The organism is Cupriavidus sp. KK10, from assembly GCF_018223725.1.
Lineage (GTDB): Bacteria > Pseudomonadota > Gammaproteobacteria > Burkholderiales > Burkholderiaceae > Cupriavidus > Cupriavidus necator.
Window position 1 is genome coordinate 341,995 of the sequence record NZ_CP073678.1, and the last position, 25,692, is coordinate 367,686.

23 protein-coding genes and 6 pseudogenes are annotated in these 25,692 nt (G+C 61.1%); 13 read left to right on the forward strand and 16 right to left on the reverse strand.

Going from position 1 to position 25,692, the window contains the following annotated elements:
• Positions 1-10: 10 nt before the first annotated feature.
• Positions 11-1,141 (reverse strand): annotated as a pseudogene (locus tag KB879_RS32800) (acetamidase/formamidase family protein); the annotation flags it as partial.
• 173 nt (positions 1,142-1,314) lie between these two features.
• Between KB879_RS32800 and wrbA the strand changes: the two are divergent.
• The 3 genes from wrbA to KB879_RS32815 all read left to right on the forward strand — a co-directional run bounded on the left by wrbA (position 1,315) and on the right by KB879_RS32815 (position 5,962).
• Positions 1,315-1,929, forward strand: a complete 615-nt coding sequence (gene wrbA, locus KB879_RS32805) for an NAD(P)H:quinone oxidoreductase (RefSeq protein ID WP_211984316.1) — start codon at positions 1,315-1,317, stop codon at positions 1,927-1,929.
• Between the two features lie 54 nt (positions 1,930-1,983).
• Positions 1,984-2,379 (forward strand): nuclear transport factor 2 family protein, encoded by a 396-nt coding sequence (locus tag KB879_RS32810; protein ID WP_249221479.1) that lies wholly within the window; start codon positions 1,984-1,986, stop codon positions 2,377-2,379.
• A gap of 172 nt (positions 2,380-2,551) precedes the next feature.
• The gene (locus tag KB879_RS32815; RefSeq protein ID WP_211983626.1) at positions 2,552-5,962 is read left to right on the forward strand and encodes an adenylate/guanylate cyclase domain-containing protein; all 3,411 of its coding nucleotides are present in this window, start codon (positions 2,552-2,554) and stop codon (positions 5,960-5,962) included.
• Positions 5,963-6,212: 250 nt separating this feature from the next.
• Here the strand turns inward: KB879_RS32815 and KB879_RS32820 are convergent, their stop codons facing one another.
• On the reverse strand, positions 6,213-7,133 hold the full coding sequence (locus KB879_RS32820) for a LysR family transcriptional regulator (protein WP_211983627.1): 921 nt from the start codon (positions 7,131-7,133) through the stop codon (positions 6,213-6,215).
• Between the two features lie 145 nt (positions 7,134-7,278).
• On the opposite strand from KB879_RS32820, the gene KB879_RS32825 reads away from it, so the two are divergent.
• From KB879_RS32825 to KB879_RS32840, 4 genes and pseudogenes are all read left to right on the forward strand, one after another.
• A complete protein-coding gene (locus KB879_RS32825) occupies positions 7,279-8,013 on the forward strand; it encodes an SDR family NAD(P)-dependent oxidoreductase (protein ID WP_211983629.1) in 735 nt (244 codons plus the stop codon).
• A gap of 71 nt (positions 8,014-8,084) precedes the next feature.
• Complete coding sequence (locus KB879_RS32830) at positions 8,085-8,924, forward strand: oxidoreductase (protein ID WP_211983631.1); 840 nt, start codon at positions 8,085-8,087, stop codon at positions 8,922-8,924.
• Between the two features lie 90 nt (positions 8,925-9,014).
• The gene (locus KB879_RS32835; protein WP_211983633.1) at positions 9,015-9,650 is read left to right on the forward strand and encodes a glutathione S-transferase family protein; all 636 of its coding nucleotides are present in this window, start codon (positions 9,015-9,017) and stop codon (positions 9,648-9,650) included.
• 248 nt (positions 9,651-9,898) lie between these two features.
• A pseudogene (locus tag KB879_RS32840) lies at positions 9,899-10,264 on the forward strand (LysR substrate-binding domain-containing protein); the annotation flags it as partial.
• Positions 10,265-10,283: 19 nt separating this feature from the next.
• Here KB879_RS32840 and KB879_RS32845 read toward each other — a convergent pair.
• Positions 10,284-10,746 (reverse strand): annotated as a pseudogene (locus KB879_RS32845) (RidA family protein).
• 619 nt (positions 10,747-11,365) lie between these two features.
• Positions 11,366-12,520 carry an MFS transporter gene (locus KB879_RS32850; RefSeq protein ID WP_371827462.1) on the reverse strand — a complete coding sequence of 385 codons (1,155 nt, stop codon included), beginning with the start codon at positions 12,518-12,520 and terminating at the stop codon, positions 11,366-11,368.
• Between the two features lie 219 nt (positions 12,521-12,739).
• On the opposite strand from KB879_RS32850, the pseudogene KB879_RS39685 reads away from it, so the two are divergent.
• Positions 12,740-12,907: pseudogene (locus tag KB879_RS39685) on the forward strand (acetamidase); the annotation flags it as partial.
• 355 nt (positions 12,908-13,262) lie between these two features.
• Here KB879_RS39685 and KB879_RS32855 read toward each other — a convergent pair.
• Positions 13,263-13,688: an organic hydroperoxide resistance protein gene (locus KB879_RS32855; RefSeq protein WP_211983639.1), complete on the reverse strand. Its 426-nt coding sequence runs from the start codon at positions 13,686-13,688 to the stop codon at positions 13,263-13,265.
• Between the two features lie 85 nt (positions 13,689-13,773).
• Positions 13,774-14,484 (reverse strand): SDR family NAD(P)-dependent oxidoreductase, encoded by a 711-nt coding sequence (locus tag KB879_RS32860; RefSeq protein WP_211983577.1) that lies wholly within the window; start codon positions 14,482-14,484, stop codon positions 13,774-13,776.
• Between the two features lie 194 nt (positions 14,485-14,678).
• Here KB879_RS32860 and KB879_RS32865 point away from each other — a divergent pair, with 194 nt between their 5' ends.
• A complete protein-coding gene (locus KB879_RS32865; RefSeq protein WP_211983641.1) occupies positions 14,679-15,083 on the forward strand; it encodes a hypothetical protein in 405 nt (134 codons plus the stop codon).
• A 266-nt stretch (positions 15,084-15,349) separates the two neighbouring features.
• On the opposite strand, the gene KB879_RS32870 is transcribed toward KB879_RS32865, so the two are convergent.
• Together KB879_RS32870 and KB879_RS32875 are read right to left on the reverse strand one after the other, a co-directional pair.
• The gene (locus KB879_RS32870) at positions 15,350-15,724 is read right to left on the reverse strand and encodes a GntR family transcriptional regulator (RefSeq protein WP_249221480.1); all 375 of its coding nucleotides are present in this window, start codon (positions 15,722-15,724) and stop codon (positions 15,350-15,352) included.
• 206 nt (positions 15,725-15,930) lie between these two features.
• The gene (locus KB879_RS32875; RefSeq protein WP_211983643.1) at positions 15,931-17,718 is read right to left on the reverse strand and encodes an FAD-dependent oxidoreductase; all 1,788 of its coding nucleotides are present in this window, start codon (positions 17,716-17,718) and stop codon (positions 15,931-15,933) included.
• 518 nt (positions 17,719-18,236) lie between these two features.
• On the opposite strand from KB879_RS32875, the gene KB879_RS40545 reads away from it, so the two are divergent.
• Both KB879_RS40545 and KB879_RS32885 read left to right on the forward strand, forming a co-directional pair.
• The gene (locus tag KB879_RS40545; RefSeq protein WP_371827486.1) at positions 18,237-18,356 is read left to right on the forward strand and encodes a hypothetical protein; all 120 of its coding nucleotides are present in this window, start codon (positions 18,237-18,239) and stop codon (positions 18,354-18,356) included.
• Positions 18,357-18,389: 33 nt separating this feature from the next.
• A complete protein-coding gene (locus tag KB879_RS32885; protein WP_211983646.1) occupies positions 18,390-18,788 on the forward strand; it encodes an FCD domain-containing protein in 399 nt (132 codons plus the stop codon).
• A 73-nt stretch (positions 18,789-18,861) separates the two neighbouring features.
• On the opposite strand, the pseudogene KB879_RS40550 reads toward KB879_RS32885, so the two are convergent.
• From KB879_RS40550 to KB879_RS32900, 4 genes and pseudogenes are all read right to left on the reverse strand, one after another.
• Positions 18,862-18,954, reverse strand: a pseudogene (locus tag KB879_RS40550) (RidA family protein); the annotation flags it as partial.
• A gap of 169 nt (positions 18,955-19,123) precedes the next feature.
• Positions 19,124-20,134 (reverse strand): sigma factor-like helix-turn-helix DNA-binding protein, encoded by a 1,011-nt coding sequence (locus KB879_RS32890; RefSeq protein WP_211983650.1) that lies wholly within the window; start codon positions 20,132-20,134, stop codon positions 19,124-19,126.
• 367 nt (positions 20,135-20,501) lie between these two features.
• Positions 20,502-20,780: a DUF1488 domain-containing protein gene (locus tag KB879_RS32895; RefSeq protein ID WP_211983652.1), complete on the reverse strand. Its 279-nt coding sequence runs from the start codon at positions 20,778-20,780 to the stop codon at positions 20,502-20,504.
• A 251-nt stretch (positions 20,781-21,031) separates the two neighbouring features.
• Positions 21,032-21,295, reverse strand: a complete 264-nt coding sequence (locus KB879_RS32900; RefSeq protein ID WP_211983654.1) for a hypothetical protein — start codon at positions 21,293-21,295, stop codon at positions 21,032-21,034.
• Between the two features lie 251 nt (positions 21,296-21,546).
• On the opposite strand from KB879_RS32900, the gene KB879_RS40555 reads away from it, so the two are divergent.
• Positions 21,547-22,365 (forward strand): DUF1016 N-terminal domain-containing protein, encoded by an 819-nt coding sequence (locus tag KB879_RS40555; RefSeq protein WP_371827463.1) that lies wholly within the window; start codon positions 21,547-21,549, stop codon positions 22,363-22,365.
• On the opposite strand, the gene KB879_RS32910 is transcribed toward KB879_RS40555, so the two are convergent.
• Positions 22,357-23,442, reverse strand: a complete 1,086-nt coding sequence (locus KB879_RS32910; RefSeq protein WP_211983656.1) for an IS630 family transposase — start codon at positions 23,440-23,442, stop codon at positions 22,357-22,359. The genes KB879_RS40555 and KB879_RS32910 overlap by 9 nt on opposite strands.
• 73 nt (positions 23,443-23,515) lie before the next feature.
• On the opposite strand from KB879_RS32910, the pseudogene KB879_RS32915 reads away from it, so the two are divergent.
• Positions 23,516-23,752, forward strand: a pseudogene (locus KB879_RS32915) (PDDEXK nuclease domain-containing protein); the annotation flags it as partial.
• 23 nt (positions 23,753-23,775) lie between these two features.
• On the opposite strand, the gene KB879_RS32920 reads toward KB879_RS32915, so the two are convergent.
• The 3 genes from KB879_RS32920 to KB879_RS39690 are packed head-to-tail and all read right to left on the reverse strand — an operon-like array spanning position 23,776 to position 25,672.
• Positions 23,776-24,327, reverse strand: a complete 552-nt coding sequence (locus KB879_RS32920; protein ID WP_211984325.1) for a TniQ family protein — start codon at positions 24,325-24,327, stop codon at positions 23,776-23,778.
• A complete protein-coding gene (locus tag KB879_RS32925; protein WP_211983658.1) occupies positions 24,302-25,171 on the reverse strand; it encodes a TniB family NTP-binding protein in 870 nt (289 codons plus the stop codon). The genes KB879_RS32920 and KB879_RS32925 overlap by 26 nt, the downstream gene beginning before the upstream one ends.
• Positions 25,172-25,177: 6 nt before the next feature.
• Entirely contained in the window at positions 25,178-25,672 is a 495-nt protein-coding gene (locus tag KB879_RS39690; protein WP_249221482.1) for a Mu transposase C-terminal domain-containing protein, read from the reverse strand.
• Positions 25,673-25,692: the final 20 nt, after the last annotated feature.

The following is a 25,692-nucleotide window of genomic DNA, read 5'->3' on the forward strand; positions in this document are numbered from 1 at the left end:
GGTCGCTGCATCAGTCAAGCAGGTATTTTTCTCGCACCAGATGCCCGATGCCAATTCGGTCGAGCACCTTCAGCGGACACAGGAAGGTCACGCGAATCGTACCGGGTAACCTGCTGATATCGATCGACCCGGTGATGGTGGCGCGATTCAGCACTTCGTCGTAAGGCAAGCCGGTTACATCGGCCGCGCGTTGCAACCCGTTCTTCGTCGCTACATTCAGATCGACGCCGCTGCCGACGAAAGTGATCGGCGCCGGATCCTCGATCTCGATCTTCCCACAGCGCGCGCCAAGCTCGCGAACCTTCTGTCGCTCCTCTTTCGACATCGGTCTGGCCAGCGGTGGCAGCCCTCAAGATTCTGCAGCAGGATCGGGCCGTCGATCGTCAGATGCTTGATCACCTCGACCTCCAGCTCGGCTTAGCCAGACACGTCCGTGGCGTGTCCGGCTATCTCGCCATTGCCTTGCTGGGCGTCCATGTCGCCAAGATACACACCGACGCCCGGCACCCTGACCGGACAGATCAGGATCGCGCCCTCGCGCACCGAGTTGGTATCCATGTGGCCATCGGTCTTGGCGGCGTGCAGTTCTTCGGTGCTCATTGCAAAGCGGTGCGGCGCACCGACCAGGTACTGCCCCGAAGTCGGCGCAGTTGTGCGAGTCAGGAATATCGCGTGCCCGCGTCGTGCCGATATTGCCCAGGAACGGCCACATGCGTGACGCCACTCCCGCCATGTCGGCACGAGCCAGCGACAGGATCGAGTGCTGTGCCGACAGTCCCGGCAGCGCGGACATCTCCGGTGCCTTGCCAGCCAGCCGATTCGCGACCTCCTGGTTGACCATCAGGCTAACCTGGTTCTCGTGGTCGAGCACGATAACGTATCCGTGACTGAAGCGAAAGGCGCTGACTTCCGCACCACAGTTGTTGCAGCGGATCGCCTCGTCGCCGATTCCTTCCACGTGGCTGGCCGGATGCTCGGCGCCACATTGGCCGCAGAATTTTGCGACAAACGGATCGCCGTGATAGCGGCCGTCGACGGTGTAATCATCGGCCCCCAGCAGCCTGGCGGCGTGCCAGCTACCAGCGTGCCGCCGTCGGCTAGGGGGCCCGAGCATCGGCTGGCTGGGGCCGCGGCAGTTGTTACGTCGTGTATGGACTCATGTTCCGCCGGGACGGTTTTTCCAGCACATTCCGCCGGCTACATTCCATTGCAACGACGCAACCGCTCGTTACCGGAATCAATGCAATGTTCAAGCTCATCAAGCAACTGTTCGCGTCGACCTTCAATCAGGAAGACGCCGCAAAGGAAGCCAACATGAAACCAAAAGTCCTCGTCCTCTACTACTCCACCTACGGCCACACGGAACACCTCGCCAACGCCATCGCCGAGGGTGCACGCAGTGCCGGAGCCGTGGCCACGGTCAAGCGCGTGCCAGAACTGATGCCACCGGAGGTCGCCAGCAAGGCTGGTGCCAAGACTGAGCAGGCCGCGCCGGTAGCGAGTCCCGAGGAGCTGGCCGATTACGACGCGATCATAGTCGGCACCCCGACGCGCTTCGGCCGTGTTGCGGCACAGATCGCAAACTTCTTTGACCAGACCGGCGGCCTGTGGGCGGCGGGCAAACTTATCGGCAAGGTTGGCGGCGCCTTCGTGTCGACGGCCAGCCAGCACGGGGGTGCCGAGACTACGCTTTTCTCGGTCCTGACCAGCCTGATGCACCACGGAATGATCACGGTGGGCCTCCCCTACTCGTTCAGCGGACTGACCCGCATGGACGAGGTCACGGGTGGTACCCCATATGGCGCCACGACGCTGGCCGGCGCGGACGGCTCACGCCAGCCGAGCGAAAACGAACTGGCCGGGGCTCGCTTCCAGGGTCGTCATATCGCCGAGGTCACCACCGCGCTGCTGCGCGGCCGCAACCAGTAAGCCAAGCCAGACGGGCGGCGCAGCCCCGTCGCCCACTTCCCAAAGGAACGCATCGTGTCTAACAGAAGCACTCTGCCGTCCGTCGACGACGACCATCAGCAAATCCTGGAACTGCTGCAGATCTACCTGGATGCCCTCTATGACGGCGACGTCCGCGCATTGCAGTCCACCTTCCACCCCAAGGCACAGCTATTCGCCGAAGTCCGCGGCGAGATCGTACAGAAGGCACTCGACATCTATCTCGACGGCGTGGCCAATCGCGAAAGTCCGGCATCGCGCAACGATCCCTATGGCATGTCGATCCTGTCCATCGACGTGATCGGCAACATTGCTTCGGCCAAAGTCCGTGTAAGAGTAACCGGCAACAACTATTTCAACTTCCTGTCGTTGCTCAGGGCTGACGGCGCATGGCGCATCGTCAACAAGCTATATACCCACATGGATGAGTAGGGAGAGTGGTGCCGCCCGGCGTCGACGTAGCGCAACATAGACGAGGAAACCTTCCAGATCATGTGATCCAAGGCGCTCAAAGAGACTCACTGCTGACATTGACCAAGCTTGATCGCGATGCAGGGAAGGCGTCTAATCACCCAGAGTCGGGCCGAAGAAATCGGGGTGGCATATGCGCTGCACAAATTGCGGATCGGAGAACCCCGACGGCGCCAAGTTCTGCGAAGCGTGCGGCGCTCGCCTTGTTCGACCCTGCCCGAACTGCGGACATGAATCGAGCCCCCTCGCCAAGTTCTGTGCCGAATGCGGCGTATCGCTGACCGGTTCCACTGAAGGCGCGCCCCGGGCAGAGAAGCTTGCCTCCGCCGCCCCTATTCACTACACCCCGCTGCACCTGGCCGAGCGCATCCTCGCAGAGCAGGCTGCCATGGAGGCCAGGGGAGCAACCGCCGGCGAACGCAAGACTATCACCGCGCTGTTCGCCGATATGGCCGGATCCACGGCCCTGATTCACGATCTGGATCCGGAAGAGGCTCGCCGCCTTATCGACCCAGTCATCGCCTTGATGATGGACTCCGTGCACCACTATGAAGGCTACGTGGCGAAGTCCCTCGGTGATGGCATCCTCGCACTGTTCGGGGCGCCGATTGCTCACGAGGATCATCCGCAGCGGGCGCTGTACGCGGCGCTGCGCATGCAGGAGGCTATGCGCCGTCATAGTGACCGCATCCGCCTGGAGCGCGGCATACCGCTACAGATCCGGGTAGGGATCCACACGGGCGAGGTGGTGGTGCGCTCCATCCGTAAGGATGACTTGCGCACGGACTACGACCCCGTGGGGCACACGATTCACATCGCCTCCCGTATGGAAAGCATCGCTGCACCCTCTTCCATTCTCGTGAGCCAGGCAACATGCCGGCTAAACGAGGGTTACTTCGACTTCAAGGCCCTGGGAGCCACCCAGCTGAAAGGCATCCCTGAGCCACTCGCCGTTTACGAAGTACTCGGCCTTGGGGCACTGCGGACGCGCTTGCAGGTAGCGGAGCGTCGAGGTCTGGCACAGTTCGTCGGGCGCCAGGCCGAGCTGGAGCAAATGCAGGTGGCATTGGACAGCGCCAAGGCGGGACATGGCCAGGGTATTGGGGTCGTGGGCGAGGCCGGGGCCGGAAAATCCCGCTTGTTCCATGAGTTCAAGGGGATTTCGCGGCGGGGCTGCCTGGTACTGGAGACCTTCTCGGTCTCGCACGGCAAGTCCTTCGCCTGTTTGCCGCTTATTGAGCTTGTGAAGAATTATTTCAGGATCGGCGCGCAGGACGATGAACGTATGTGCCGGGAAAAGGTTGCCGGCAAGGTGATCACACTTGATCGCGCGCTTGAGGATCTCTCGCCCTACCTGCTCTATCTGTTGGGTATTACCGAGCCCGGTTCATCCCTGCCGAATATGGATCCCGATATCCGGCGCCGGCGCACATTTGATGCCATCACGCAAATGTTCGTGCGCGAGAGCTTCAAACAGCCGCTTGAGATCCTGTTCGAAGATCTGCAATGGCTGGATAGTGAAACCGAGGCCTTCCTTGACGTGCTGATCGACAGCCTACCGAGCGCCAGAATTCTTCTCCTCCTGAACTACCGCCCGGAGTATCAGCATGGCTGGGGCCACAAGACCTACTGCACCCAGCTTCGGCTCGATCCGTTGGGCAAGGTCGAGGCGCAGGGATTGCTCACCGCGCTGCTTGGGGCCGATCCCGAACTTGATCCGCTCAAAGGGCTGATCCTTGAGAAGACGGAGGGCAACCCTTTCTTTATGGAAGAGGTCGTGCAGACCCTGTCCGAAGAAAAGGTACTGCTTGGCCAACCCGGACATTGCCGCGTTGAGCAGACCCCAACCGAGCTGCATATCCCGACCACGGTGCAGGGCGTTCTTGCCGCTCGCATAGATCGGCTTCCCTATGCAGAGAAGAAGCTGCTGCAAACCCTTGCCGTGATCGGCAAGGAGTTCTCGTTAAGTCTGATCGAGCGGATCGTGCCGCCATTGGGCGAAGAACTGCACGACCTCCTGGCTCGCCTCGAGGCTGGCGAGTTCATATACGAGCGGCCCGCATTTCCCGATATGGAGTACATGTTCAAGCATGCCCTGACCCAGGAAGTTGCCGGCAGGTCTCTGCTCACGGAGCAGCGCAGCGAACTGCATGAGCGAACGGCTCAGGCCATCGAAACACTATTCCGCCATCAACTGAGGGACCGCTGCGGCGAGCTGGCGCGCCACTACAGCCTGAGCGGCAACCATCCGAAAGCCGTCGAGTACCTTCATTGCGCGGGACAGCAAGCCCTCCAGCGGTCGGCGTACCTCGAAGCAATACATCACCTGAGTATGGCCTTGTCATTGCTAAACCGCCTGCCCGATACCCTCGAGCGCACGCGTCGGGAACTCACCTTGCAGCTCGCCATCGGTCCGGCCTTGGTTGCTGCCAGAGGTTTTGCCTCTTCCGAGGTGGAGGCGACTTATAGCCGAGCCCTTGCGCTGTGCGGGGAGGTTGGCGAAACGCCGCAGCTCTTCCCTACGCAATTGGGACTGCGCACGTATTTCACTTTGCGTGCCGAGCACGGCAAGGCGCAGGAGCTCGGCAAGCGGCTGCTCGGCCTGGCAGAGCATGCCCATGACCCGGAATTGCTGGGAGAGGCGTACGTCTCGCTCGGCTCCACCTTGCTTTTCCTGGGCGAGTTCAGCATGGCCAGCGCCCATTTTAGCCAGGCGCTTGCGCTCTATGGTAAGGAACCGAGTTGTGCCCATCCGAACCTTCATGGTGTCGACCCGGAGGTGCGCGCGTACTCGATCTCAGCCCATGTCCTGTGGTATCGGGGCTATCCTGATCAGGCCTATTCAAGGGGCCAGGAAGCGCTGACGCTCGCGCGCAAACTGGCCCATCCATTTGGCCTGGGTCAAGCCCTGGTCTTTATGGCGCAACTGCATCAGCTTCGGCGGGAGGCTCAACTCGCGCAACAATGCTCCGAGGCAGCCATTGCACTCTCGACCGAGCAAGGATTCCCACTATGGCTGGCGTGGGCAACCGTCCTTCAGGGCTGGGCGCTTGCCACGCAAGGAAACAGCGATCAAGGAATCGCGCAGATGCGTGCGGGATTGACGGCATATCGCGCCACAGGGGCCAGGTTTGCAGAGTCACACTTTCTCGCGCTCCTGGCAGAAATTCGTGCGAACGTTGGCAAACCCGAAACTGGACTGAGCCTGCTGGCGGACGCCATGGCCCTCGCAGACAGTACCGGCGAACGCTACTACGAGGCGGAATTACACCGACTGAAGGGCGAAATGATGCTCCAAGTCGCTGGGCCCGCGATGGACAACGATGCGCAGGCCTGCTTCCGCAAAGCGATTGCGGTGGCCCACAACCAGGAAGCCAGGTGGCTGGAGTTTCGGGCAACCTTGGGCCTTGCGCGGCTATTGCAACGACAAGGAAACAATGAGGCAGCACTGCAAAGCCTGGCCGGGATCCAGGGTGCCCTCACCGAAGGTTTTGACACGCCCGACTGGGAACAGGCCGTGGCACTGCTTGATCATCAGTCATGAAGACGATCGCGCCCTCTTAGTCGGCGGACTCTGTAACTGTTCGAGAGGCAGTTCTGCGTTATTAGTGCCGAACAGCGCGAGCGAAACAAGCATATGGAGGCCCGGATCAAGCGGCAATATCTTACGCGAAAACTCGCTCTCTAACCGCTGCTGCCCAATGTGCACATGCGCCGGTCAGTGTGGGCGCAAAAAGATTAATCAAGGTTCGACCGACGCCTTTGCAAGGTATCAGGACCTACACTGACCAAGCTCAGGTCGCCGGCGATCGGGCGTACTCCAACAGGAACTCGACGAACGCGCGTACGCGCGATGGCAGCGAACGGCCGTGCGGATAGATCAGGCTGACGGGGCGTGAGCGCCCGGCAAACGGCTGCAGAACTTCGACAAGCCCGCCATCGGCGAGATCCTTCTCGACAATGAAGCGGTAGGTCTGGAAGAGTCCCGCGCCCGCCTTTGCCAGCGTCACGCCGGCAAGCACATCTTCCGCGCAGATGTAGTTGCTTGAGGAGAGGATCTCCTTCTCGTGACCATCCTCCTTGAACAGCCACGAGATCTGTCGCCCGCTGCTCGGTAGCGCGAACTCGATGCACTCGTGCTGCTCCAGATCCGACAGGGCCTTGGGCACCCCCGCTCGTTTGAGATAAGTGGGACTCGCCACCACCACCAGGGCCGCGTCTTCGATATGGCGGGATACCAGCGTCGAGTCCGGCTGCGTGCGGAAGCGAATCGCAACGTCGAAGTTCTCTTCGTGGAAGTCGATGTTGCGGTTGCTGATGTGCGCCTCCACCCTGATCAGCGGGTACCTCGCGCGGAACGCCGGCAACAGTGGCAGCAGTCGGTAATGGCCGTACGTCGTGGGCGCGCTGATTCGGATCGTTCCAGAGGGCTGCACCTGCTCCCCGGTGACCTTGCGCTCGGCCTCAATCAACTGGTTAAGCGCGGCACGGCATTGCTCGAAGTAGATGTTGCCACCTTCGGTCAGGCGGATGCTTCGCGTGGAGCGAACGAACAGGCGCACGCCGAGGCGCTTCTCCAGGCGCGAGATCGAGCGGCTGACCGCTGCAGGCGTCACGCCGGCCGTATTGGCGGCCGCCGTGAAGCTGCTGGCCTCGGCAGCCAGGCAGAACAGTTCGATGCTACCAAGCAGGACGTCGTCAAATTGCCGGTGCATATCCGTTACGCCGTGTAATAGGAGAAGTGTAGCAAATCCTATTTTTTGCGGGCCACCGCGGCCCTACAGTACTTCCACACCGGTGACGGCTTTCGAGTTCAACACCGGCCCCTGAACCCGAATCCGAAACTACCGGAGATACATCATGAGCAACTCTGACAACACCGTCATCATCACGGGCGCAACCAGCGGCATCGGCCTGGGGCTGGCCGAAGCCTTCCTCAAGGCGGGCTACAACGTGGTCGGCACCGGCCGTTCCGCCGAGCGCCTGCAGGCCACCGCCGGGCGCCTGGACGCCGGCGAGCGCTTCCTAGGCGTCGAGGGCGACGTCGGCAACCCCGAATCGGCTCGCCGGGTCTTCGAACAGGCTGTTGCCAGGTTTGGCAAGGTTGACGTGCTGGTAAACAACGCCGGCATCTTCACGGCCAAGCCGTTTGTGCAGTTCACACCGGCCGAAGTCGAGGAGCAGATCTCCACCAACCTGAAGGGTGTGCTGTATCCCTCTCAGGAAGCGGCCAGGCACATGAGCGAGCGCAAACGCGGCAAGATCATTAACATCACCGCTTCGCTGGCACTGCAGCCACACGGCAACGTTCCAGCGCTGCTGGCGGTGGCCCTCAAGGGTGGCATCAACCAAGCCACACGGGCACTCGCGCTGGAACTGGCGCCCCACGGCGTGACAGTCAACGCTGTCGCCCCGGGTGTCGTAGACACGCCGATGCACGCACCCGAAACCCATGCGGCCCTGGGCAGTCTGCATCCGCTGGGCCGCATTGCCAGCATCACCGAGATCAGCGACGCGGTGCTCTACCTGGCCAAGGCCGACTTCGTATCCGGCACCGTGCTGCCGGTGGATGGCGGCTTCAGCGCGGGCCGGTAAGTTCGCAATCCTCCCGTTCAAGGCCTCAACACAGCCGCTTCAGCTGGCACTATCTCCGCGCGGAGTCCCAAATGAAAAACTCGACGAAGACGTTTCTGATCACCGGTGCCAGTGGCGGCTTGGGCCGCGCTTTTTCGGAAGCAGCCTTGCAGGCCGGGCACCGCGTGGTCGGCACCGTGCGGCGCAAGGACGATTGCACTGCGTTCAAGTCGCTGCACCGCACGCGGGCCAAGGCGGTCATCCTAGACGTCAGCCGCTTTGATGACATCGAGCCTGCCGTGCGCGGGATTGAAGAACAGTGGGGCCCGATCGACGTGCTGGTCAACAACGCTGGCTATGGCCACGAGGGCATCCTGGAGGAGTCGCCGCTGGCCGAACTGATCCGCCAGTTCGAGGTCAACGTGTTCGGCGCAGTGGCCATGATCAAGGCCGTGCTGCCCTTCATGCGCCAGCGGCGCCGTGGCCATATCGTCAATATCACGTCGATGGCCGGCTACGTGGGCTTGCCCGGCGTCGCCTACTACAACGGCAGCAAGTTCGCGCTCGAAGGCATCAGCGATGCACTGGCCAAGGAGGTCCGAGACCTCGGCGTCAAAGTCACGGCCGTTGCGCCAGGGTCTTTCCGCACGGAATGGGCCGGACGCTCGATGGTCCGCTCCGGGCGCTCCATCGCGGACTACGACGCGGTATTCAATCCGGTGCGCGAGCGCCGGCAGGAATACAGCGGCCACCAGGCCGGTGATCCGGCCAAGGCAGCCATTGCGCTCCTTCAGCTCATTGACGCCCACGATCCGCCGACCCATCTGCTGCTGGGCAACGATGCACGGCGGCTCGTCGAAGCGCGCCTGGCGGAATTAGGACGGGAAATCCGCGCCTGGGAGACCATCACAACTTCGACCGACTTTGGCTGACTGATCGACGGGCGTCTTTACACTTATCTGCTATCTATGGCGGTGCGAGACGTCAAAGCCGGCGCACCGTACAAACCGTACACGCATCCCATGAGCATCGTCCTGCACACCTGGAACACTCCAAACGGCCGAAAGATCAGTGTCGCGCTGGAGGAAATGAATTTGGCCTACACCGTTAAAACGGTAAACATTATGAAGGGCGAGCAATTTTCACCGGACTTCCTGCGCATCAGTCCGAACAACAAGATCCCGGCAATCGTCGATTCGGACGGGCCCGAAGGTCGGTCAACCAGCATCTTCGAATCCGGCGCGATTCTGCTCTATCTCGGGGAAAAGACCGGTCGATTCCTGCCTGACAGCCTAAGAGACCGCATACCGGTGCTTGAATGGCTGATGTGGCAAATGGGTGGTTTTGGCCCCATGCCAGGCCAAGTCCATCACTTCCGCACCGTCGAATCAGAAGTGGATCGGAAGTACGGTCTCAAGCGGTACTCGGAGGAAACGTCCCGCCTCTACGGGGTACTCGATCGCCGACTTGCGAAAGTGGAGTTCGTCGCAGGCGAGCTGTCCGTTGCCGATTTTGCAATTCTCGGCTGGGCGTGGCGACACGAGCGCCATCAGATTTCGCTGAATCAATACCCAAACGTCAAGCGCTGGTATGAGACATTGTGGGCACGTCCCGGTGTACAGCGAGGTTTCGCGGTCAAGCTGGACGACGCGAGCTAGACCATGATTCCATCAGCGCCGCGATCAGCCCCACATTTTGCAGCGCAGGTAGACACTCTGGCGTCTTCGCTGCGCGGATTCCACAACTAATCCATGGTTGTACTTCCAGAGCGGGCTCGTCTACTGCAAACATATTCACTCGCTCCAACCCCAGAGGCTGGAGGAGCGCCTTGGGGTCCGCCTTTTTCGTGCGCGCCACGCGACTGATTCGCCTGACCGGCGAAGGGCGGGTCTACATCGAGCAATGCCTGCGGCGTGCGGGCACGCCGCAGGTTCAGGCATGAGTGCATCCAGTTTGAGCCCCCGATCAGCGGCCGCAGGATTCCATGGACTCTCCGGATCGACGGCGATGAGTCGGATATCGTGACGACCGGCTCGTATGCGGCGTCAGAGGATATTCTTGGGGGGCAACGCTGGTGAGCGCCGGCGCCGGCCTATTCCAAACCTGCCGCTTCGTGGTGGAACAGGACCTGCGCGACGGCTCGCTCGTGGAAGTCTTGCGGGAGTATGGACGAAGTTCGCGGCCCTTTGAGCTGCTTTACCCGTCCGCGCGCCGCGTCACGCGCCGGGTACGAGTCTTCGTCGACTTCCTCGTCGAAAAATTCTCGGCGTAGCACCGCGGAACCATCGCACTCATGCGGGCCGGATCTGAGCGATGACGACGAGAATCACGGCTGCATCTCCAGGTTGCTGCAAATGCGACGAGATAGTCCGCGCATGACCGGCTTTTTCCGCCAGCACGTCACGAAACAGGTCTGACGCGCCATCCAGGACCGCAGGCTGTCCGAACCAGCCCGGAGCGCTGGCGATGTGACCGTCGACGCGAACGATATGGTCCAGTCGATCGAAGCCGTCCAGATAAGCGTTGATTTGTGCCAGCACGTTGAGCGCCGCCAGCTCGGCAGCGCTCCTGCCCTGCTCGACTGTCAAGTCCGAGCCAATTTGGCCCTGCCAGACCACCTTGCCATCCTGCAACGGCAACTGTCCCGAGATAAACAGCAGGTCCCCGGCCTGGCTGACCGCGGTATAGCTACCAAGGGGTTGCGGGGGAGGCGGCAAAAACAGGCCGCGCTGCAAGGCGTTCATCAATAGACATATTGGCTCCAGCCAGTTTGTGTCCGACGGGGGCGCCCCTGGAAGGGACATCCGTGGCGCCGGTTCGGGCGGCCAGGGCCGCAGGCAGTGACCGGTGCCCACTCGATCAACTCTATTTGACCATGAGCCCTGGATAAAGGCTTGGCGAGAAAAACAATTGGTACTGCGGGAAAAAAATCCGCTACTTGGCAGCATTGAATACAGGTCCAGCGTGTTTCGCGCCTTCGCCTGGGCGAAAACGAGGACGGGTTGTCTCTGGTGCATTGGCGGCCATTGAGCCGTAACGTGCGAACGTCACCATCGTAGAGGGCGTCGAGATACGTCTGCAGAAGCTCCAGAATCTGCCGATGCTCATCGTCGATGGACGGCGGGACGATTCGATCCAACTGCGCGGCCGCAATCAGTGAGCCACATCAGACGGATCGCCCGACGCGCGGTGTGTGGTGGTGACCTCGGCAATATGGCGACCGCTGGGAGCAGGCACTGGCGAGTTCGCTTTCGCCGTGCCTTGATGGTGACTTACTCGTCATGGGACGCGACGCAACGCTTGCCGTCGCCGCCGGAGTGCGTGTGGTGATGACAGCACCGCCTTTGAACTGGCTGGAACCCTCACCGTACCTTCACTGGGCTTTCACCCAACGATCGAACGCGGCGCACCCCAGCAACACCGCACTTGTCGCGAAGAACACGGAGCGCATGCCGAAGTGCACACCGATCTGACCGCCGATGAGCGGGCCAATTACCTGACCGGCAAACTGGGCTGACTGCAGATAGCCAAGCATCCTGCCGGACTGGTGCTCCTTTACGGCCTGCCGCACGAGTTTCCCAATCGCAGGCAGCAGGCCGGCCAATGTCATTCCCATCAGGCCGCGCAAAATGGCGAGTGACCACCAGTTGGTGACGAACGCCTGGGGAACCATGACGATGGCCGTCGCCACCAGGCAACCAATGATGACTTTCCAGGCGCCGATTCGGTCAGCCAGCGCGCCAAGCCGTGAAGCGGTCATGACGCTGCCAAACGCCGAGCTCGCCATGACGATTCCTGCGGTGCTGGCCAACTGCGAATGAGGCACGCCGAGTTGACCAATGTAGATCGTGATGATGGGTTCAATCGACATGTTGGAAAGCAGCACCATGGTCGCGGTTACCAGAAGTGCGATTAAGGGAAGGCGGGAGGTGTGCTGGCGCACGCCCGTGTCGGCAGGGAGGCCATCTGTCCGCTTCGCCGGCCGCTGAAAATCCTCGCGTACCACAAGGATGGTCAGCAACGCCGCCACCGCGATGACCGCACCGCCCGCAAAAAAGGTGCCTCGAATACCAATCAGGTTCGGCAGCAGGCCGCCGACGAGAGGGCCAACCAGGTTGCCGACAAGTGCACCGCTGGACAGCACGCCAAGCGCCCATCCCGCGCGGTCGGGCGGTGCCTGCGTGCCGATCATGACCGTGGCTGCGGACGCATAGCCCCCGATCAGGCCCGCCGCAAACCGCAGGGCGACGAGTTCATAGACGTTGTGCGCAAGTCCGATCATCGACATCACGATGGCCATACCCACCGCAGCGCGAACCAGCATCGGCTTGCGCCCGAAGCGATCTGCCAATCGTCCCCAGAGGGGCGCGGTGATGGCGGTCGCCAGGAAGGTTACCCCGAAGGCGGCACCAGACCATTGGACGATCTCGGCCTGCGCCGTGATGCCAAGCTGTTCCACATAGAGCGGCAGGAACGGCAGCAGCATGCTGAGACTGACCAGCGTGGTGAACGACCCGAATGTCGCCACGGCCAGGTTGCGTTTCCAGTACGAGGCATTGCGTGCTGCGTAGCTGGCGCCGGCAAGGTTCTCCGGAGCAGGAAGGGCGCTGATGGATTTGGACATATCTTGAGTCTGCGTGTTGCCCGACGACCAGGCAGTGGGTTGATGCTTGCTATTGTGGTCAACGATCTTCGGGAGATCATCGGGGTGGGCCGCAAATCAGTTGTTCCGCACCATTGAGAGTGCCTGGGGCCGCTTGCCGATGGCGGCATGCCAGTGGCGAAAGCGCCCCCTGGATGCTTGGGGCCGATGATCACGCCGGCTTTCGAAGGCGGCCGGGCGATCGCCGATGCCGAGTTTGGCGATGCAGTGGCGTTGACGATCCGACGCATGCGCGTCAGTTCGCTCCCTACGGTTACCCGGATGACTTTATCTCGCACCTTCCTCAGCGGTGCTCAGGCCTCGACGCACATGCGTCCTCGCATTCCACCTTCCGCGGGTGCGGTGACGCTTCGGGCCTCTTGCTCTGGAAAATGGGAGTTCCTGCAGGTGAGAACCTCAGCCTCTGGATTGCGGGCCGGCTCGAGGCTGGCATATGCCTCCGGTCCGAAACTTGGGGGAACGAGCCGCCCCACGTACGCTGTCATGCCGAGGATGGTGACATCAGGAGTACGCCAGCGACCAACCTGATTGCGCAATGCATGGTGGAGATCTGGTGAGGAGTCGGGCGGCATTGCGTAGCGCAATACCGCCCGATCCGCCTTGCGCCTCAAACGAGGGTGAGCGTTACATCAATGTTGTTTCGCGTGGCGTTCGAGTAGGGGCAAACAACGTGCGCCCTGCTGATGAGGTCCAGGGCTGCTTCGCGCTCCATGCCCGGCAACGAGATCTTCAACTCCACTTCGATACCGAAGCCATTGGGGATAAGTCCGATGCCTACGGTCCCGTTAACCGAAGCGTTGGCGGGAATCGCGATCTTGTCGCGGGAGGCAACGAACTGCATGGAGCCAATGAAGCATGCGGCGTACCCGGCTGCAAAGAGTTCTTCCGGGTTAGTGCCTTTCTCGCCTTTTCCGCCCAGTCCCTTGGGCCGCGTCAGCTTGAGATCCAGACCGCTTTCTGAAGCGACGGCACGGCCTTCCCGACCTCCGGTTGCTTCGGCTTGCGCGCGATAGAGAACATTGTCGATGGACATTATGTGTGCTCCTGAGATGGTGTTTGTCAATGAAACGGCCAGGGTGCGGTCAAGGACCGAGTCGTCCCGGGCGGATGTTTTTGAGTTAGTGTCCTGCGCTCTGCCCGCCGTCCACGTGCAGGATCTCCCCGGTCACGAACGGCGCCGAATCCAGATAGACGATGGCGTTGACGATGTCGCTCATCTCCCCCATATGGCCCATGGGGTGCAGTGCGCCAAGCGCTGCATGGGTCTCGGGGGCATGCATGGGAGACTTGATGATCCCCGGCGCCACGGCGTTGACGCGGATACCAGTCTTGGCATATTCGATGGCCAGGGACTTGGTGGCTGCATTCAGGCCGCCTTTGGTCAACGAGGCCAGGACCGACGGCACACCTTCGATGGCGTGGTCCACCAGACTTGTGGTGATCTGGACCACGTGGCCGCTCTTGTTCTTTTCCATCTCGGCGATCGCCAGTTGTGTGATGTAGAAGAAACCCTGGAGATTGACACCCGTTACGGCGGCGTAGTCTTCCGCGGTGTAACCGGTGAACGGCTTGGCGATGAAAACCCCCGCGTTGTTGATCAGCGTGTCAACGCGGCCAAAGCGCGACACCGCCTCGGCGATCACGCGTCGTGCCGTATCAGGGTCGGCGATATCACCCGCGACCGTCACGATGTTCGGGTCCGAAGACGGTTGGATGCTGCGTGCGGTTGCAACGACGCGATAGCCAAGTGCGCGAAATGCCTTGACCGACTCTGCGCCAATGCCTTGCGAGGCGCCGGTAACGACTACTACCTTTTGAGATGTGCTCATTGAAAGCTCCAGAGAATTGAATTCGGCTTGCTTGCCGGACGAGGCCGAAGGCGGCTCCGATGAGAATCAAATTTAGGCGCGCCGACGCTCTCTGCAAAGACACACTGTGGATAGACAATTTTGCGCCAGCGGAACAAGTGTTCGCGGTCTAGGGATCAGGGTCAGCGACCAGCTTCCCCTAGAGAAGCTGGCCATTGAAGCTGATCCTGTACCGCGTGGACTGCGGTCGCTCCCTTGCCAATGACGAATCTGTCTGGACGCCGGGCGAGAACGTCGGAAAGAGCATCGAATTCTCGTTGACCTGCTGGCTGGTCAAGCACGGGAAGGATTGGCTACTGTGGGATACCGGCGTGCCGGAATCGGCGTACAACGATCCCAAGGGTTGGTCGACGCTGCCGAAACTGATCGTCGACGTGGTGCATCTGGAAAGCAACTTCGAGCGAAGCATCGTGCCATCGCTGAATACCAGTAATGCGGGTTCGCTCGCGTCAATGGAAAAGGTCGGGAAACTGATGGCCACCTACAAGGCGACGCTGTTCATCAACCATGACAAGCCTCAGACCCAACAGCTTAAGGTGCTTCCCGCGCACTACGACTGAGACGAGCAAGATGACCAGCGCCTGATGAATGACGACGCCGGATGCTTTGTATGCATCGGCGCCGTTCCGCTTCATACTTCCTGAAACTCGCCTTGCGTCTGCAACACCTTCACCAGACGCTCGCCATGCATCTGTGCATAGTCATGAGCCAGTTTCTCGGCTTCCGCCGTGTCCCCCCTGCAGGATTGCCAACGCCATATGCTCGTGCTCGGCATATATCGCTTCGGAATACTCCATCAGTTTTGTCGTCATGAGGATGTAGAGCATCACCGGTTGGCGGCGATGGCGGATTTCAGGTCAGCCAGTGCCGCTCGTAGTTTCTTGCGGCCGGCGTCGTCGATATTCGCGGCCGCCAGCCGGGAGGCCATGCCTTCCAGGTTGCTGCGCAGCGTGTAAAGCTCCCAGGCATCTTCCGCCGACAGCGACACGACTTCCCATCCGGTATAGGCGTGCTGGATCAGAAGACCCTCACTGGCCAGGCGCTGCATGCCAGCGCGAACCGTCGAGCGCGAGAGGCCGATTTGTTTCGCCAGCGCTATTTCGGTCAGCCGTGAACCGGGCGCGAGGTCGCCAGAAAAAATGGCGTCGCGAATCCAGTCGGCTCTAACCCACGATTTGGCCAGCGCCCCGATCGGCCCCACGTCTTTGCAGCGCAGGTGGTCGAATCGCTGATGTTGCGACAGTCAAGTTGTGTGTTGGATTTCACGAATTTCGTATCGCTGGGTATATGGCAATGATGAAGATACACGTCGGTACAAATCAGCGCGCACCGAGGGTCGCCATCCTCCAGCGTCTCTTTTAGGTACGCCCAAATGCATCAGGGATAGGCCCGTCTAGAGTGGGGCCATCATGACGCCGGCTTTGGCGGGACGATCCCACCTGACGATCTCGTCTCTCGCACATCCACCGGGCTCCGGGCAATAAACCGGTGGATCTGTCCTACCACGGCCGCACCTTCTCCGACCGCGGACGCAACGCGCTTGGTCGATCCGGAACGAACGTCACCGATGGCGAAGACCCCCTCCACGCCGGTCTGCAAGGGCAGCGTCCGCACCGGCGCTCCTGTTACATCGGTACCGGTCAGAACGAAGCCCTTGCTGTCCAGCGACACGCCGCAATGGCCTAGCCACCGGGTGTTAGGGTCGGCGCCTATGAAGACAAAGAGGTGATGCGCAGTCAGGCTACCTTCGATACCGCCGGCACCGCGATAGCGGACGCGTTCGAGACGCGCCTCCCCCTCCAGCGCCGTAAGTTCGACCCGCGTATGCACTGTCACGTTAGGCAGCGAGCCGATCCGCTCGACCAGGTAATGCGACATGCTGTGCGCCAGGCTTGTCCCTCGGATGAACACGTGCACATGCTCCGCGTGCGAGGCCAGGAAGACCACTGCCTGTCCTGCAGAATTACCGCCGCCGACCAGCAGCACTGGTTCCTTGCGGCATAGCCTGGCCTCAATTGGCGTCGCCCAGTAATAGACGCCACTCCGCTCAAAGCGCGCCAGACCGTCCACGGCGGGGCGCCTGTATTCGGCGCCGCTGGCAATGACCACGGTACGCGCAAGGATGCGATGGGCGTCGGCAAGCTCCACCACCAACGGCTGCCGGTCGCAGTACAAGGCCTTGACCTCGCAGGGAATGCCGACATGCGCCCCGAACTTCTGCGCCTGCACGAACGCTCGACCCGCCAGCGCCTGCCCTGTGATGCCCGTGGGAAAGCCCAGGTAGTTCTCAATGCGTGCACTGCTACCGGCCTGGCCGCCCGGCGCGCGACAGTCGAGCACCACGACCGACAGCCCTTCCGACGCGCCATAGACGGCAGCCGCCAGCCCGGCCGGGCCGGCGCCAACAATAGCCACATCGTAGACGTGCGTGGGGTCGAACTCTGGAATCAGTCCGAGGCAGGAAGCGAGCTGGCCCAAGTCGGGATTTCGCAGCACGGTGCCATTCGGACAGAAGGCGAGCGGGAAGTCATCCGGTTGCGGAGTCAGGCGCTCCAGGAACGCGACGGCATCCGCGTCCTGCTTCGCATCCAGCACCATATTCGGGAATGCATTGCGACGCAGGAAATCCTGCAGCGCCACCAGCCGCGCATCGCAGGGAGCGCCGACCAGCACCACACCTCGCCCGCGCTCGATCGCCAGCACGCGCCGCAGGATCATGGCGCGCATGATCTTCTCACCGAGATCGGCTTCGCCGATCACCAGGGCGCTGAGCGCGTCGGGGCGCAGCAAGACCGCCTCGACGTCATCGATGACCAGCGCGTCGACGATTGCCGGCTTGTTCGACAGTTGGGTGATGTCGGACGTGAACTCGCCGCGCTCGGTATAGGTATGGACGATCCGGTGCCCTACCCCCTCGCGAATAACGATCCGGACCTTCCCCGAAAGTATCAGGAACATGCCGGGGCAGAGGTTTCCGGCGCGATAGAGGAATTCACCCTTGGGATAGTGGCATTGCCTGCCGAAGCGACGCACCCTGACGATCTCCGCCTCGGAGAGCACGGGAAACATCTGGTCGTAGCGCGGGTGCTCGCGCACGCTCGGGTCTTCAGCTAGCGCACTGTCGTCGAAACTGCTCGCGTCCCCTGCCGGCAGAGGATTGAGCTTGTCCCCGTCGGTCCTTAACTCGTCGCTCATCGCCAGTTCTCCTCGGCGCCAACCCCGGGACTGGCGCCGCAACCGTCTCACGTTAGGGTGACGCCCCCGGGATGGAGTGGCTGCTGAATAGTTTCGCCGCCAGTCACAGTTGCTGTGCCATGACCGCCTCACAAGAGTAATCAAGTTGCCCCGGCCAGCCAAGAAATCTTGGTCTTCCCAAGTCCCCGCGTGCACGCATGGCCTCCGGGCCGTGACCTCTTCCATTTTCGACAGGGCCGCGGCACGCCGGCCTAAGCGGCCATCTATCAGTTTCCGAGATACCACAATCACGACAAACCATTCGGAGCTACGTCAAGAGAGCAGGCACGTGGGCCAGGCATCCTGCACTTGGGATGGAGTGCGCATTTCCGCCCACCAGGACAAACAAGCATGAGTACTCGCATCGAAATTGACAAGCGCAGCCTGGACCGCCAGGCTGCCGACTGGATCCGGGAGCCATCTTTTCCAGTGATCTGGCACCTGGATCAAAGCTCACAGAGATCTCCCTTGCTACGCAAATTGGCCTGTCCGTTTCGACGGTTCGGGCTAGCATGCAGAGCCTCGCTACCGAGGGCTTTGTGATCCAACACGCCTACACCGGATGGGAAGTCGTCTCACTTTCGCCGGAAGACGCCTAGGATCTCTATACGCTGCGTAGCAACCTGGAAGGGATGCCCGCACGCCTTGTTGCGACAAATATCGACGACGCTGGTCGGAAGCGCCTGCGTGAGGCTCTGGCGGATCTGAAGTCCGCCATTGCGGACAAGGACCGCAAACGGATCGCTCAGTCCGACCTAGCCTTTCACGAGACGGTTGTGGCACTGTCACGGCATCGCCGACTCATGGTCCAGTACGGAATAATCAGCGACCCGGTAATGCTGTACATCCTGATGACCACAACCCTGATGGAATACTCAGACGCCATCTATGCCGAGCATGAGCATATGGCCTCGGAAATCTTCCAAGGTGACGCGATAGCAGCTGAAAAGCTCGCCCACGACTATGCGCAGAAGCACGGAGAGCGCTTGGTGAAGATGTTGCGGGCGCAAAGTGGGTTCCAGGAAGCCTGAACGGCTGCGTTCGCTTCCGATAAGGACATCGACGACTCCATGTCCAGCAACATCTGCGGTTGCGGCATCCCACTCATGCGGGCCGGATCTGGGCTACGACGACGAGAATCACGGCAGCATTTTCTGGCTGCTGCAAGTGCGACGAGATGGTCTGCGCATGGCCGGAAACCCGCATGAATACTGGGGGGTAGCTATCCCGGCAAATTGCATCAAAAACAAGGGGACACCTACCCCCGTCCAATCCCGACATGCGCTCAGGTGTAAGCCAGTTGGCCCTCCGTCTCGGTACCGCCTCTTGCTCGCCTGTGTCGCTTCTGGCCAGTCCCACTCATGGGTTACAGCCCGACCTCTTCGAGCCTGGCCTTGAGAAAGGCATCGGCATGATCCAGCCAGCTTCGCACTTCGCCTTCCGGTGTGTTCAGCAAGCGTGCAATGTTGTTCACTGGAACGTCGTCTACGCGTGCTAGCAGCACAGTTCGACGCCACTGGTTAGGCAGCTGCGATAGCAATTTGCCGACGATCTCATGCAATTCGTTCCGGGCGGCTACCGCGTCCGGGCTAATGGCAGCGTCAGGCACCACGTCTTCCATGCGCAGCAACTCATCCGGTTGCCAGTACTCGAACACCGCGTCATCAATCTCATCATGAGGGCGTGCCGGCAGATCCGTGGCCTTGGCCTCGAGCGAGACCCAGCGGCCTTCTTCGCTGCGCCGCCGCGCAACCTCAGCTTCCAGCACGGCCATCGCGAACCCATGCAGTTCATGCTCGCTCAGTACCACCTGCGGGGCCTGGTTCAGTCGCTCGAGGGCGCGAGTGAGTGTCTCGTCGACCACATCGTCCAAGGCCGGATCCGCTTCTGCCAAGTCGCCGCGCGCCCGCAGATAGGACAGCTCGCGCTGCGCGAAGCTTCGGAGTGGCGACAGCAGTGCCCGAACCTGTTCGTCGAAACGTGCCGATTCCGCCGGGGTCGCCGCCGCGGTGGCGGCCTTCAGTCGTCGCAGCCCCTCACGGCGCTGCTTGCGCCGCCAAGTATCCTCCCGGCGCAGGCGTGCGAGGTGGCGCTCGATCTGGCGCTCAAGGTCGACGAACGACGCCCTCAGCGCGCTTCGGATCGACTTCCCGTCTTCTGTGCTGACTAACGTGCCACGCGGCAGCGCCAGCCGCAGCCTGACATGATAGAAGGGGTGGGCGGCGTCCATCGCTAGATCGGCGCGCAGCAGCGCCCGTTCTGCCAAGAACCTTTTGAGATGACGCTTGAGATAGTGCGCAGCAGACTCAGTGAGCATCTGCTCGCACCGCGCGTGCGAAGCCTCGGCGATGTTTTGGTATCTCACCAGCAGTTTCACGACATCCCCGCAATGTGTTTGCAGCCACGTGGTCGTATGTCGGGTGCCCCGGCTGGCTAACGCGCCCTGTGTTGAACGCAGTCGGCCGCAATAGCCTATCGCGCCGCGGGATGATTGCAGCCAACATCCAACTCCTCTTCACGAAGGGCCTCCCCACGCGTGGGCCTCGCCAGCACGCTTGCGGCCGCATTCCCCCGGGGCCCAGTTGGTGTTGGGCTGAAGTTGCCCGCGTCGGGTAGCCTGAGCCTAAACACCCAAGGACAAACTCTTGCATGCTCCACCTGGCACCACGGCGTTCAACCAAAACTCGCAAGTGGGTGTGCCCGTTCAGGCGCACCCAAACAATCCGATCCCCAATGCACGGCCGTCACAGGGCGAAACGGAAATGCCCACTGTGCAGCACGATATTGCGTGATCCAGTCAAGTCGAATAGGGTGCGTGCGACGCTTTCAATATCATCGCGATGTCCCTGTAGGGCCTGTACCAGATCCTCTGGCCGAGGCGAGCGCGCCCCAAAGTGATCCTCAAGCGCCTCCGCGGTAATGGCATAGCACGCGGGCGTTCCATCCACGCGAGCGGCGCATTCGAGGCTCAAGTCGGCAGCACGAAAACGCGGTTCGGTGCGAGGAAAGTCAATGTGTTGCATCGCGAAAACCAGGAGCGAAACCGAGCGTGCAAGCGAACACGGTCGCCGCGCCGATTTGTTGCCAGTGTAGGCAGATTCCGACGGACTACAAAGTCGCGAAGCACGCGATTCTCGGCGCGGCTTACCGGTTCATCAGCATTGCCGGCTATGCGGCCGGCGTCAGGCACCACGCACGGCCTATCGTTTGCGTTGATGGCCCATGAGATTGGACCGTGGAGCGAGCGTCGGCCGCGCAATGCCCCGACCGGCGGCTACCCTGGGCGGCCCGACGAATCGAAATCCGGCAGCTCGTCGTCCAGAATTTCGAACACATCTTCCGCCTTGCGTCCTAAGCTGGACTCAGGGTTGCGCAACCTAGGTTCGTCGGCTCGCAACCATTGGTAGGCCCGCCGCACATCCTCAACGGTCGGCTCGATCTCCAGGATTCGTGTGATGACTTCGCCGTCAACGGGACCCACAATCTCGCGGATCTCACTCGCGCTCGCCAATTGCGAATCGCTCTTGGTCGTAGGCATGGCAATGTCTCCATGAGGTGGCTGCGCGCCTTACCGAATCCACCCGTCTGTGGGTGTTGGTCACAGGAACGCTTGCGGCAAGCAATCAGAGGCCAAGCCCGGCTTCGCCTCCAACTCTTCCAGCTTAGCGCACCTGGCAAGCGGCGCCCGCCCACGCACGCCCCGTCGCAACGCCACTGTGGCGCAGCATGGTCATACGGTCAGGATTGCGCGATCCTGGCGGCGACTCCCTGGCGACACTTGGAGCTGGCATGATCCCCGTGCCGACGGGCGCCGGTAGCATTTCGGATAGCCAAGAAGTCTCGCGTCGTGGCTGGATTTTCGCTAGCGTTGCAGTCGCCCTGTGCGCGGGTGGCTATGTCGCTCACGGCATTGTTGCCAACGAAGTGCGCACTTCGCAATGGCAGGCGCACTATCTTGGTCGCGTCACCAGGCAGTTGAGCTTCGACGTGCAGTCGGGCGCCAGCGACAGAATCCGCTTTCCCCATTCCGGCCCCTACGACGCGCGTCTGGGTTACGGCCGGATGCCAGACTTCACCGAGCGGCTGACGCAACACGGCTACGTACCAGCGGAGCAGGCGCGCATGTCGCCTGCGATGGTTCGGCTGATCGAGCGCTTGTCGGCTGACCTGACCCATCGCTTTGGGCGAGGGTTCAGCCGGCAAAATCTGTGGCAAATGCGCGCGTTCCATCTGGCCGGGCCGGCCACCCACATTCTCCAGACACTGTCTGGAGAATCGGCAAAACCCGGATTGCTACAGACACCGTCTGGAGAATCCACTGCCGAGCTCATTCGGCAATCACCGTCGGCACTTACTACAGACCTGCCAGTGCTGGCCCAGGCCTTCCCCTTCCCCTTACCCTGGTCGGCTTACGTCCGCCTGCTGTCCGTCAAGAACCCACAAGCCCGCGCCTTCTATGAAACCGAGGCCCTACGCGGCTGCTGGTCGGTCCGGCAACTCGACCGGCAAATCGGTAGCCAGTTCTACGAGCGAACAGCACTGTCGCGCAACAAGTCTGCGATGCTGGAGAACAGCGCGACCTCCGAGCCCGGCGACCTGCTAATGTAGTGTTCCGTTCTGTTTGGAACTTAAGCGGCGATTGGCGCGAATGACTTTCTGCAAGATGTCGCGAGCGCTCTTGGTCCAGATGAACGGCTTGGGGTTGGTGTTGTGGTGAGCGATGTACTCATTGATGGCATCGACCAGTTCCGGCACGCTCGTGAATACGCCGCGGCGAAGTCGCTCGGTTGTGATGTCGCGAAAGAACCGCTCGACCATGTTCAGCCATGACGCCGAGGTGGGCGTGAAGTGCATGTTGAAGCGCGGATGCTTGGCCAGCCAGTCTTGCACCGCAGGATGCTTGTGCGTGGCGTAGTTGTCGGCAATCAGATGCAGCGTTTTGTCCTTGGGCGTCTCGCGGTCGATCTTGCGCAGGAATTTCAACCACTCGCTATGGCGGTGGCGCTGCTGGCACTGGGCGATGACCTGGCCATCGAGCACGTTGAGCGCGGCAAACAGCGTGGTCGTGCCGTTGCGCTTGTAATCGTGCGTCATGGTCGCCGCGCGCCCCTTCTTCAGCGGCAACCCGGGCTGTGTGCGATCCAGCGCCTGCACCTGGCTCTTCTCATCGCAGCACAGCACCAGCGCGTGCTCGGGTGGCGACATGTACAGGCCAACGATATCTTCAAGCTTCTCGACGAACTTCGGATCGCGCGACACCTTGAAGCCGCGCACGATGTGCGGCTTCAAGCCGTGGGCGTGCCAATGGCGCATGACGGTGCTGGCGCTCACGCCCAACTCGGCGGCCATCTTGCGCGTGCTCCAGTGCGTGGCCGCCACGGGCTTGGCTTGAGTGGTCAGCTCCACCAGCCGCGCCGTGTCCACCTTCAATGGCGGAGCACCGCGCGGCAAGTCACGTTCAATACCGGCCAGCCCCGATTGCGCATACCGCTCACGCCAACGCGAGACCTGCACGCGTCCGATTCCCAACTGCTCGGCGATGTCCTTGTTCTGCATGCCATTGGCGGCCAGCAGCACGATGCGCGCGCGCTGCGCCAGCCTCACGCTCGTGAGCTTCGACTGAACCAGCCGCGTCAACTTGGTTCGCTCCTCGTCGGTCAACTGGATCTCGGGGGCAACTCGCACTCGCTCTCTCCACGCTGTGAGTAGAGCAATAGTCTCACATAAGTTCCATCAAGAACAGAACGCTACACTAACACCTGAGCAAGCGATCAAGGACCCCTTTGTCCTGGAGTTCCTCAACCTCAAGGACGAATATTCCGAATCCGACCTCGAAGACGCGCTGATCCAGCCTTTAGCCGATTTCCTGTTAGAACTGGGCGACGATTTCGCCTTCGTCGGTCGTCAGAGGCGGCTACGCATCGACGACAGCTGGTTCCGTGTCGATCTGCTGTTTTTCCACCGTCATCTGCACTGCCTGCTGATGTTGCAGATCGCTAATTCTGCGAATGGTGCGCACTAATACTGCGAACGTGGCGTGCCAAGGAGGCTTCGGAACGACTCGCGATCCCGCGCGTACTGTTTCCCTACCCAACCGATCACCGCATTGAGATTTTTGAGCTGGTGTAACCTGAACGATGAGATGGCCTGGAGGCGCTGATCGTGAATTTCACAGACAGTTGCCGCCGGATTCAGCCACTCGCGTTTCCAGCGAGGCGAATAGACATCGAGGGGATTCAGAGCGAGGCACTCGAAGCAGAATGAAATGCCGCGTCGGTGGGACACCCACGCTGCTGGTGTTTGGATCGCCACTAGTCTATCGATGTTAACGTGAGTCAGAGCTGCGAGACGGGCAAGCACCAGCTCATCAACCGGCGGAAACAGCAGCCATCCACAGCGGGGCAAGTAGGGGAACGCCCCAAGCTGCCCACTTGCCCATAACTGGGGGACGCTGATTCGATACGTGGCTGCCAAGCGCCCCAGCCAGCCGCCAAAGGCCTCGTCGTCAAACGGACGTGGCGCCACCGGCCAAGGTCTCACACGCTCAGCACAGGAGACCTCGCGCTGCATTCTCGATGTGGCCAAGTTCGATCACCTCTCTGCCGTCGCGAATGGCGAGTTCAGTCGCGACATTGAGCACCCGCGATACCTCCCCGGTTAGTCCGCCGCTCGCCGCCAGAATCGCCTGAACCATCTCTTGCCGCGCTAGGTTCGACGGCCGTCGAAGGGGCAGAATTCGTTCAAAGGCAGCAAGGAGGCATCGGAAGGCCTCTGATTCGTTCCACCTGGGAATTTCGAAGCGTGTGAACCGGCTCACCATCTGCGTATCCGTTTGCAACGCAATCAGGGCGTCTTGGGTGCCAACGAGGACGATGGAGATTCTCAAATCATTCGCCAGAAACTTCAGCAGATTCAAGGATGCCCGCTGTTCCCGGTAGCTTCCTGCCAGCAAGTGATGGACCTCATCAACAATCAGCATCCGCGGCGCTACCTTCCGAAGAAGCTCTCGGGTCAGCTTCTCGAGCGCGGAAAGCCGGGCTGTAGCATTGAAAGGCGCCCCCAGCTCGAAAAGCAGTGACGCATAGAATCGCTGCTGATCAGGTGTCGGCGGCATCTGCATGGCGACAATCTTGCACATCTCAACGCCCTTCTGCTCGTCATACTCGGGCGGATGATGACGCTGAAACTTGGAGATGATCTGCGTCTTTCCGATATTGGAGTCTCCGTGCAGTAACAGGCATGGCATACGCTCGCGCTCAGGTGTCTGGATGAGTCGTTCAAGAATCTCCAGCGCCTGCGTGGCACGCGGGTAATCGATCCATCGGTTACGGGCCAGCCCTCGAATCCGGACATTGTCATCGCACTGAGCCAATGGTCTTGCAACAGGCAGAAGATGTGTGAGTAGCGCGCCCATTACGGATCACCATTGCTCGATATCGTACGCTATGGCTGGCTTGCTGTAGTCGACGGACGCCTCAGTAGGTTTCACCGATGCGCTTTCGCTTTGCCGAACTTGAGAACTCTCTTGCCGAGCGTTCCTTGGCACCGGATCCTTCAAGACAGTGCCTCGACGGCTTGTGCCCAATGATTGCGTTCTTGCGCGCGCAACGATCCGTCGCTGTTCATCGATGGCCTCAAACAGCATCGCCTCGCTGACGTATTTCTGTCCCTGGGCGCGCAGATGCCGTAATGCGCTGCGCTGCTCCCATAACGAAACGCGCTCACGGCGCAAGTCGGCAAAGTTCGCCTCGAGGTACCGTTTGCCATCAACGCTGACAAAGATTTTGGAGAGATCTTCCGGGTGAAACCGTGTAATGACCTTCTGCTTGGTTGCCCGCCACGCAGTAAAGATTGGGTGCCAGTACCGAATGTAGAATAGCGTGAGGCCATCCGCCTGGACCGTTCGATAGGTCATCGGCAGGAACTGGATCAGGA

Bases quoted from the DNA above. Each gene is read 5' to 3' on its own strand.
- KB879_RS32830 (WP_211983631.1), top strand. From the start codon at position 8,085: ATGAAAAACTCGACGAAGACGTTTCTGATCACCGGTGCCAGTGGCGGC.
- KB879_RS32860 (WP_211983577.1), bottom strand. From the start codon at position 14,484: ATGAGCACATCTCAAAAGGTAGTAGTCGTTACCGGCGCCTCGCAAGGC.
- KB879_RS32895 (WP_211983652.1), bottom strand. From the start codon at position 20,780: ATGCAACACATTGACTTTCCTCGCACCGAACCGCGTTTTCGTGCTGCC.
- KB879_RS32815 (WP_211983626.1), top strand. From the start codon at position 2,552: ATGCGCTGCACAAATTGCGGATCGGAGAACCCCGACGGCGCCAAGTTC.
- KB879_RS32820 (WP_211983627.1), bottom strand. From the start codon at position 7,133: ATGCACCGGCAATTTGACGACGTCCTGCTTGGTAGCATCGAACTGTTC.
- KB879_RS32920 (WP_211984325.1), bottom strand. From the start codon at position 24,327: ATGCAGCGCGAGGTCTCCTGTGCTGAGCGTGTGAGACCTTGGCCGGTG.
- KB879_RS32925 (WP_211983658.1), bottom strand. From the start codon at position 25,171: ATGGGCGCGCTACTCACACATCTTCTGCCTGTTGCAAGACCATTGGCT.
- KB879_RS32835 (WP_211983633.1), top strand. From the start codon at position 9,015: ATGAGCATCGTCCTGCACACCTGGAACACTCCAAACGGCCGAAAGATC.
- KB879_RS40555 (WP_371827463.1), top strand. From the start codon at position 21,547: ATGATCCCCGTGCCGACGGGCGCCGGTAGCATTTCGGATAGCCAAGAA.
- KB879_RS32855 (WP_211983639.1), bottom strand. From the start codon at position 13,688: ATGTCCATCGACAATGTTCTCTATCGCGCGCAAGCCGAAGCAACCGGA.
- wrbA (WP_211984316.1), top strand. From the start codon at position 1,315: ATGAAACCAAAAGTCCTCGTCCTCTACTACTCCACCTACGGCCACACG.
- KB879_RS32875 (WP_211983643.1), bottom strand. From the start codon at position 17,718: ATGAGCGACGAGTTAAGGACCGACGGGGACAAGCTCAATCCTCTGCCG.
- KB879_RS32885 (WP_211983646.1), top strand. From the start codon at position 18,390: ATGCCCGCACGCCTTGTTGCGACAAATATCGACGACGCTGGTCGGAAG.
- KB879_RS32900 (WP_211983654.1), bottom strand. From the start codon at position 21,295: ATGCCTACGACCAAGAGCGATTCGCAATTGGCGAGCGCGAGTGAGATC.
- KB879_RS39690 (WP_249221482.1), bottom strand. From the start codon at position 25,672: ATGACCTATCGAACGGTCCAGGCGGATGGCCTCACGCTATTCTACATT.
- KB879_RS32825 (WP_211983629.1), top strand. From the start codon at position 7,279: ATGAGCAACTCTGACAACACCGTCATCATCACGGGCGCAACCAGCGGC.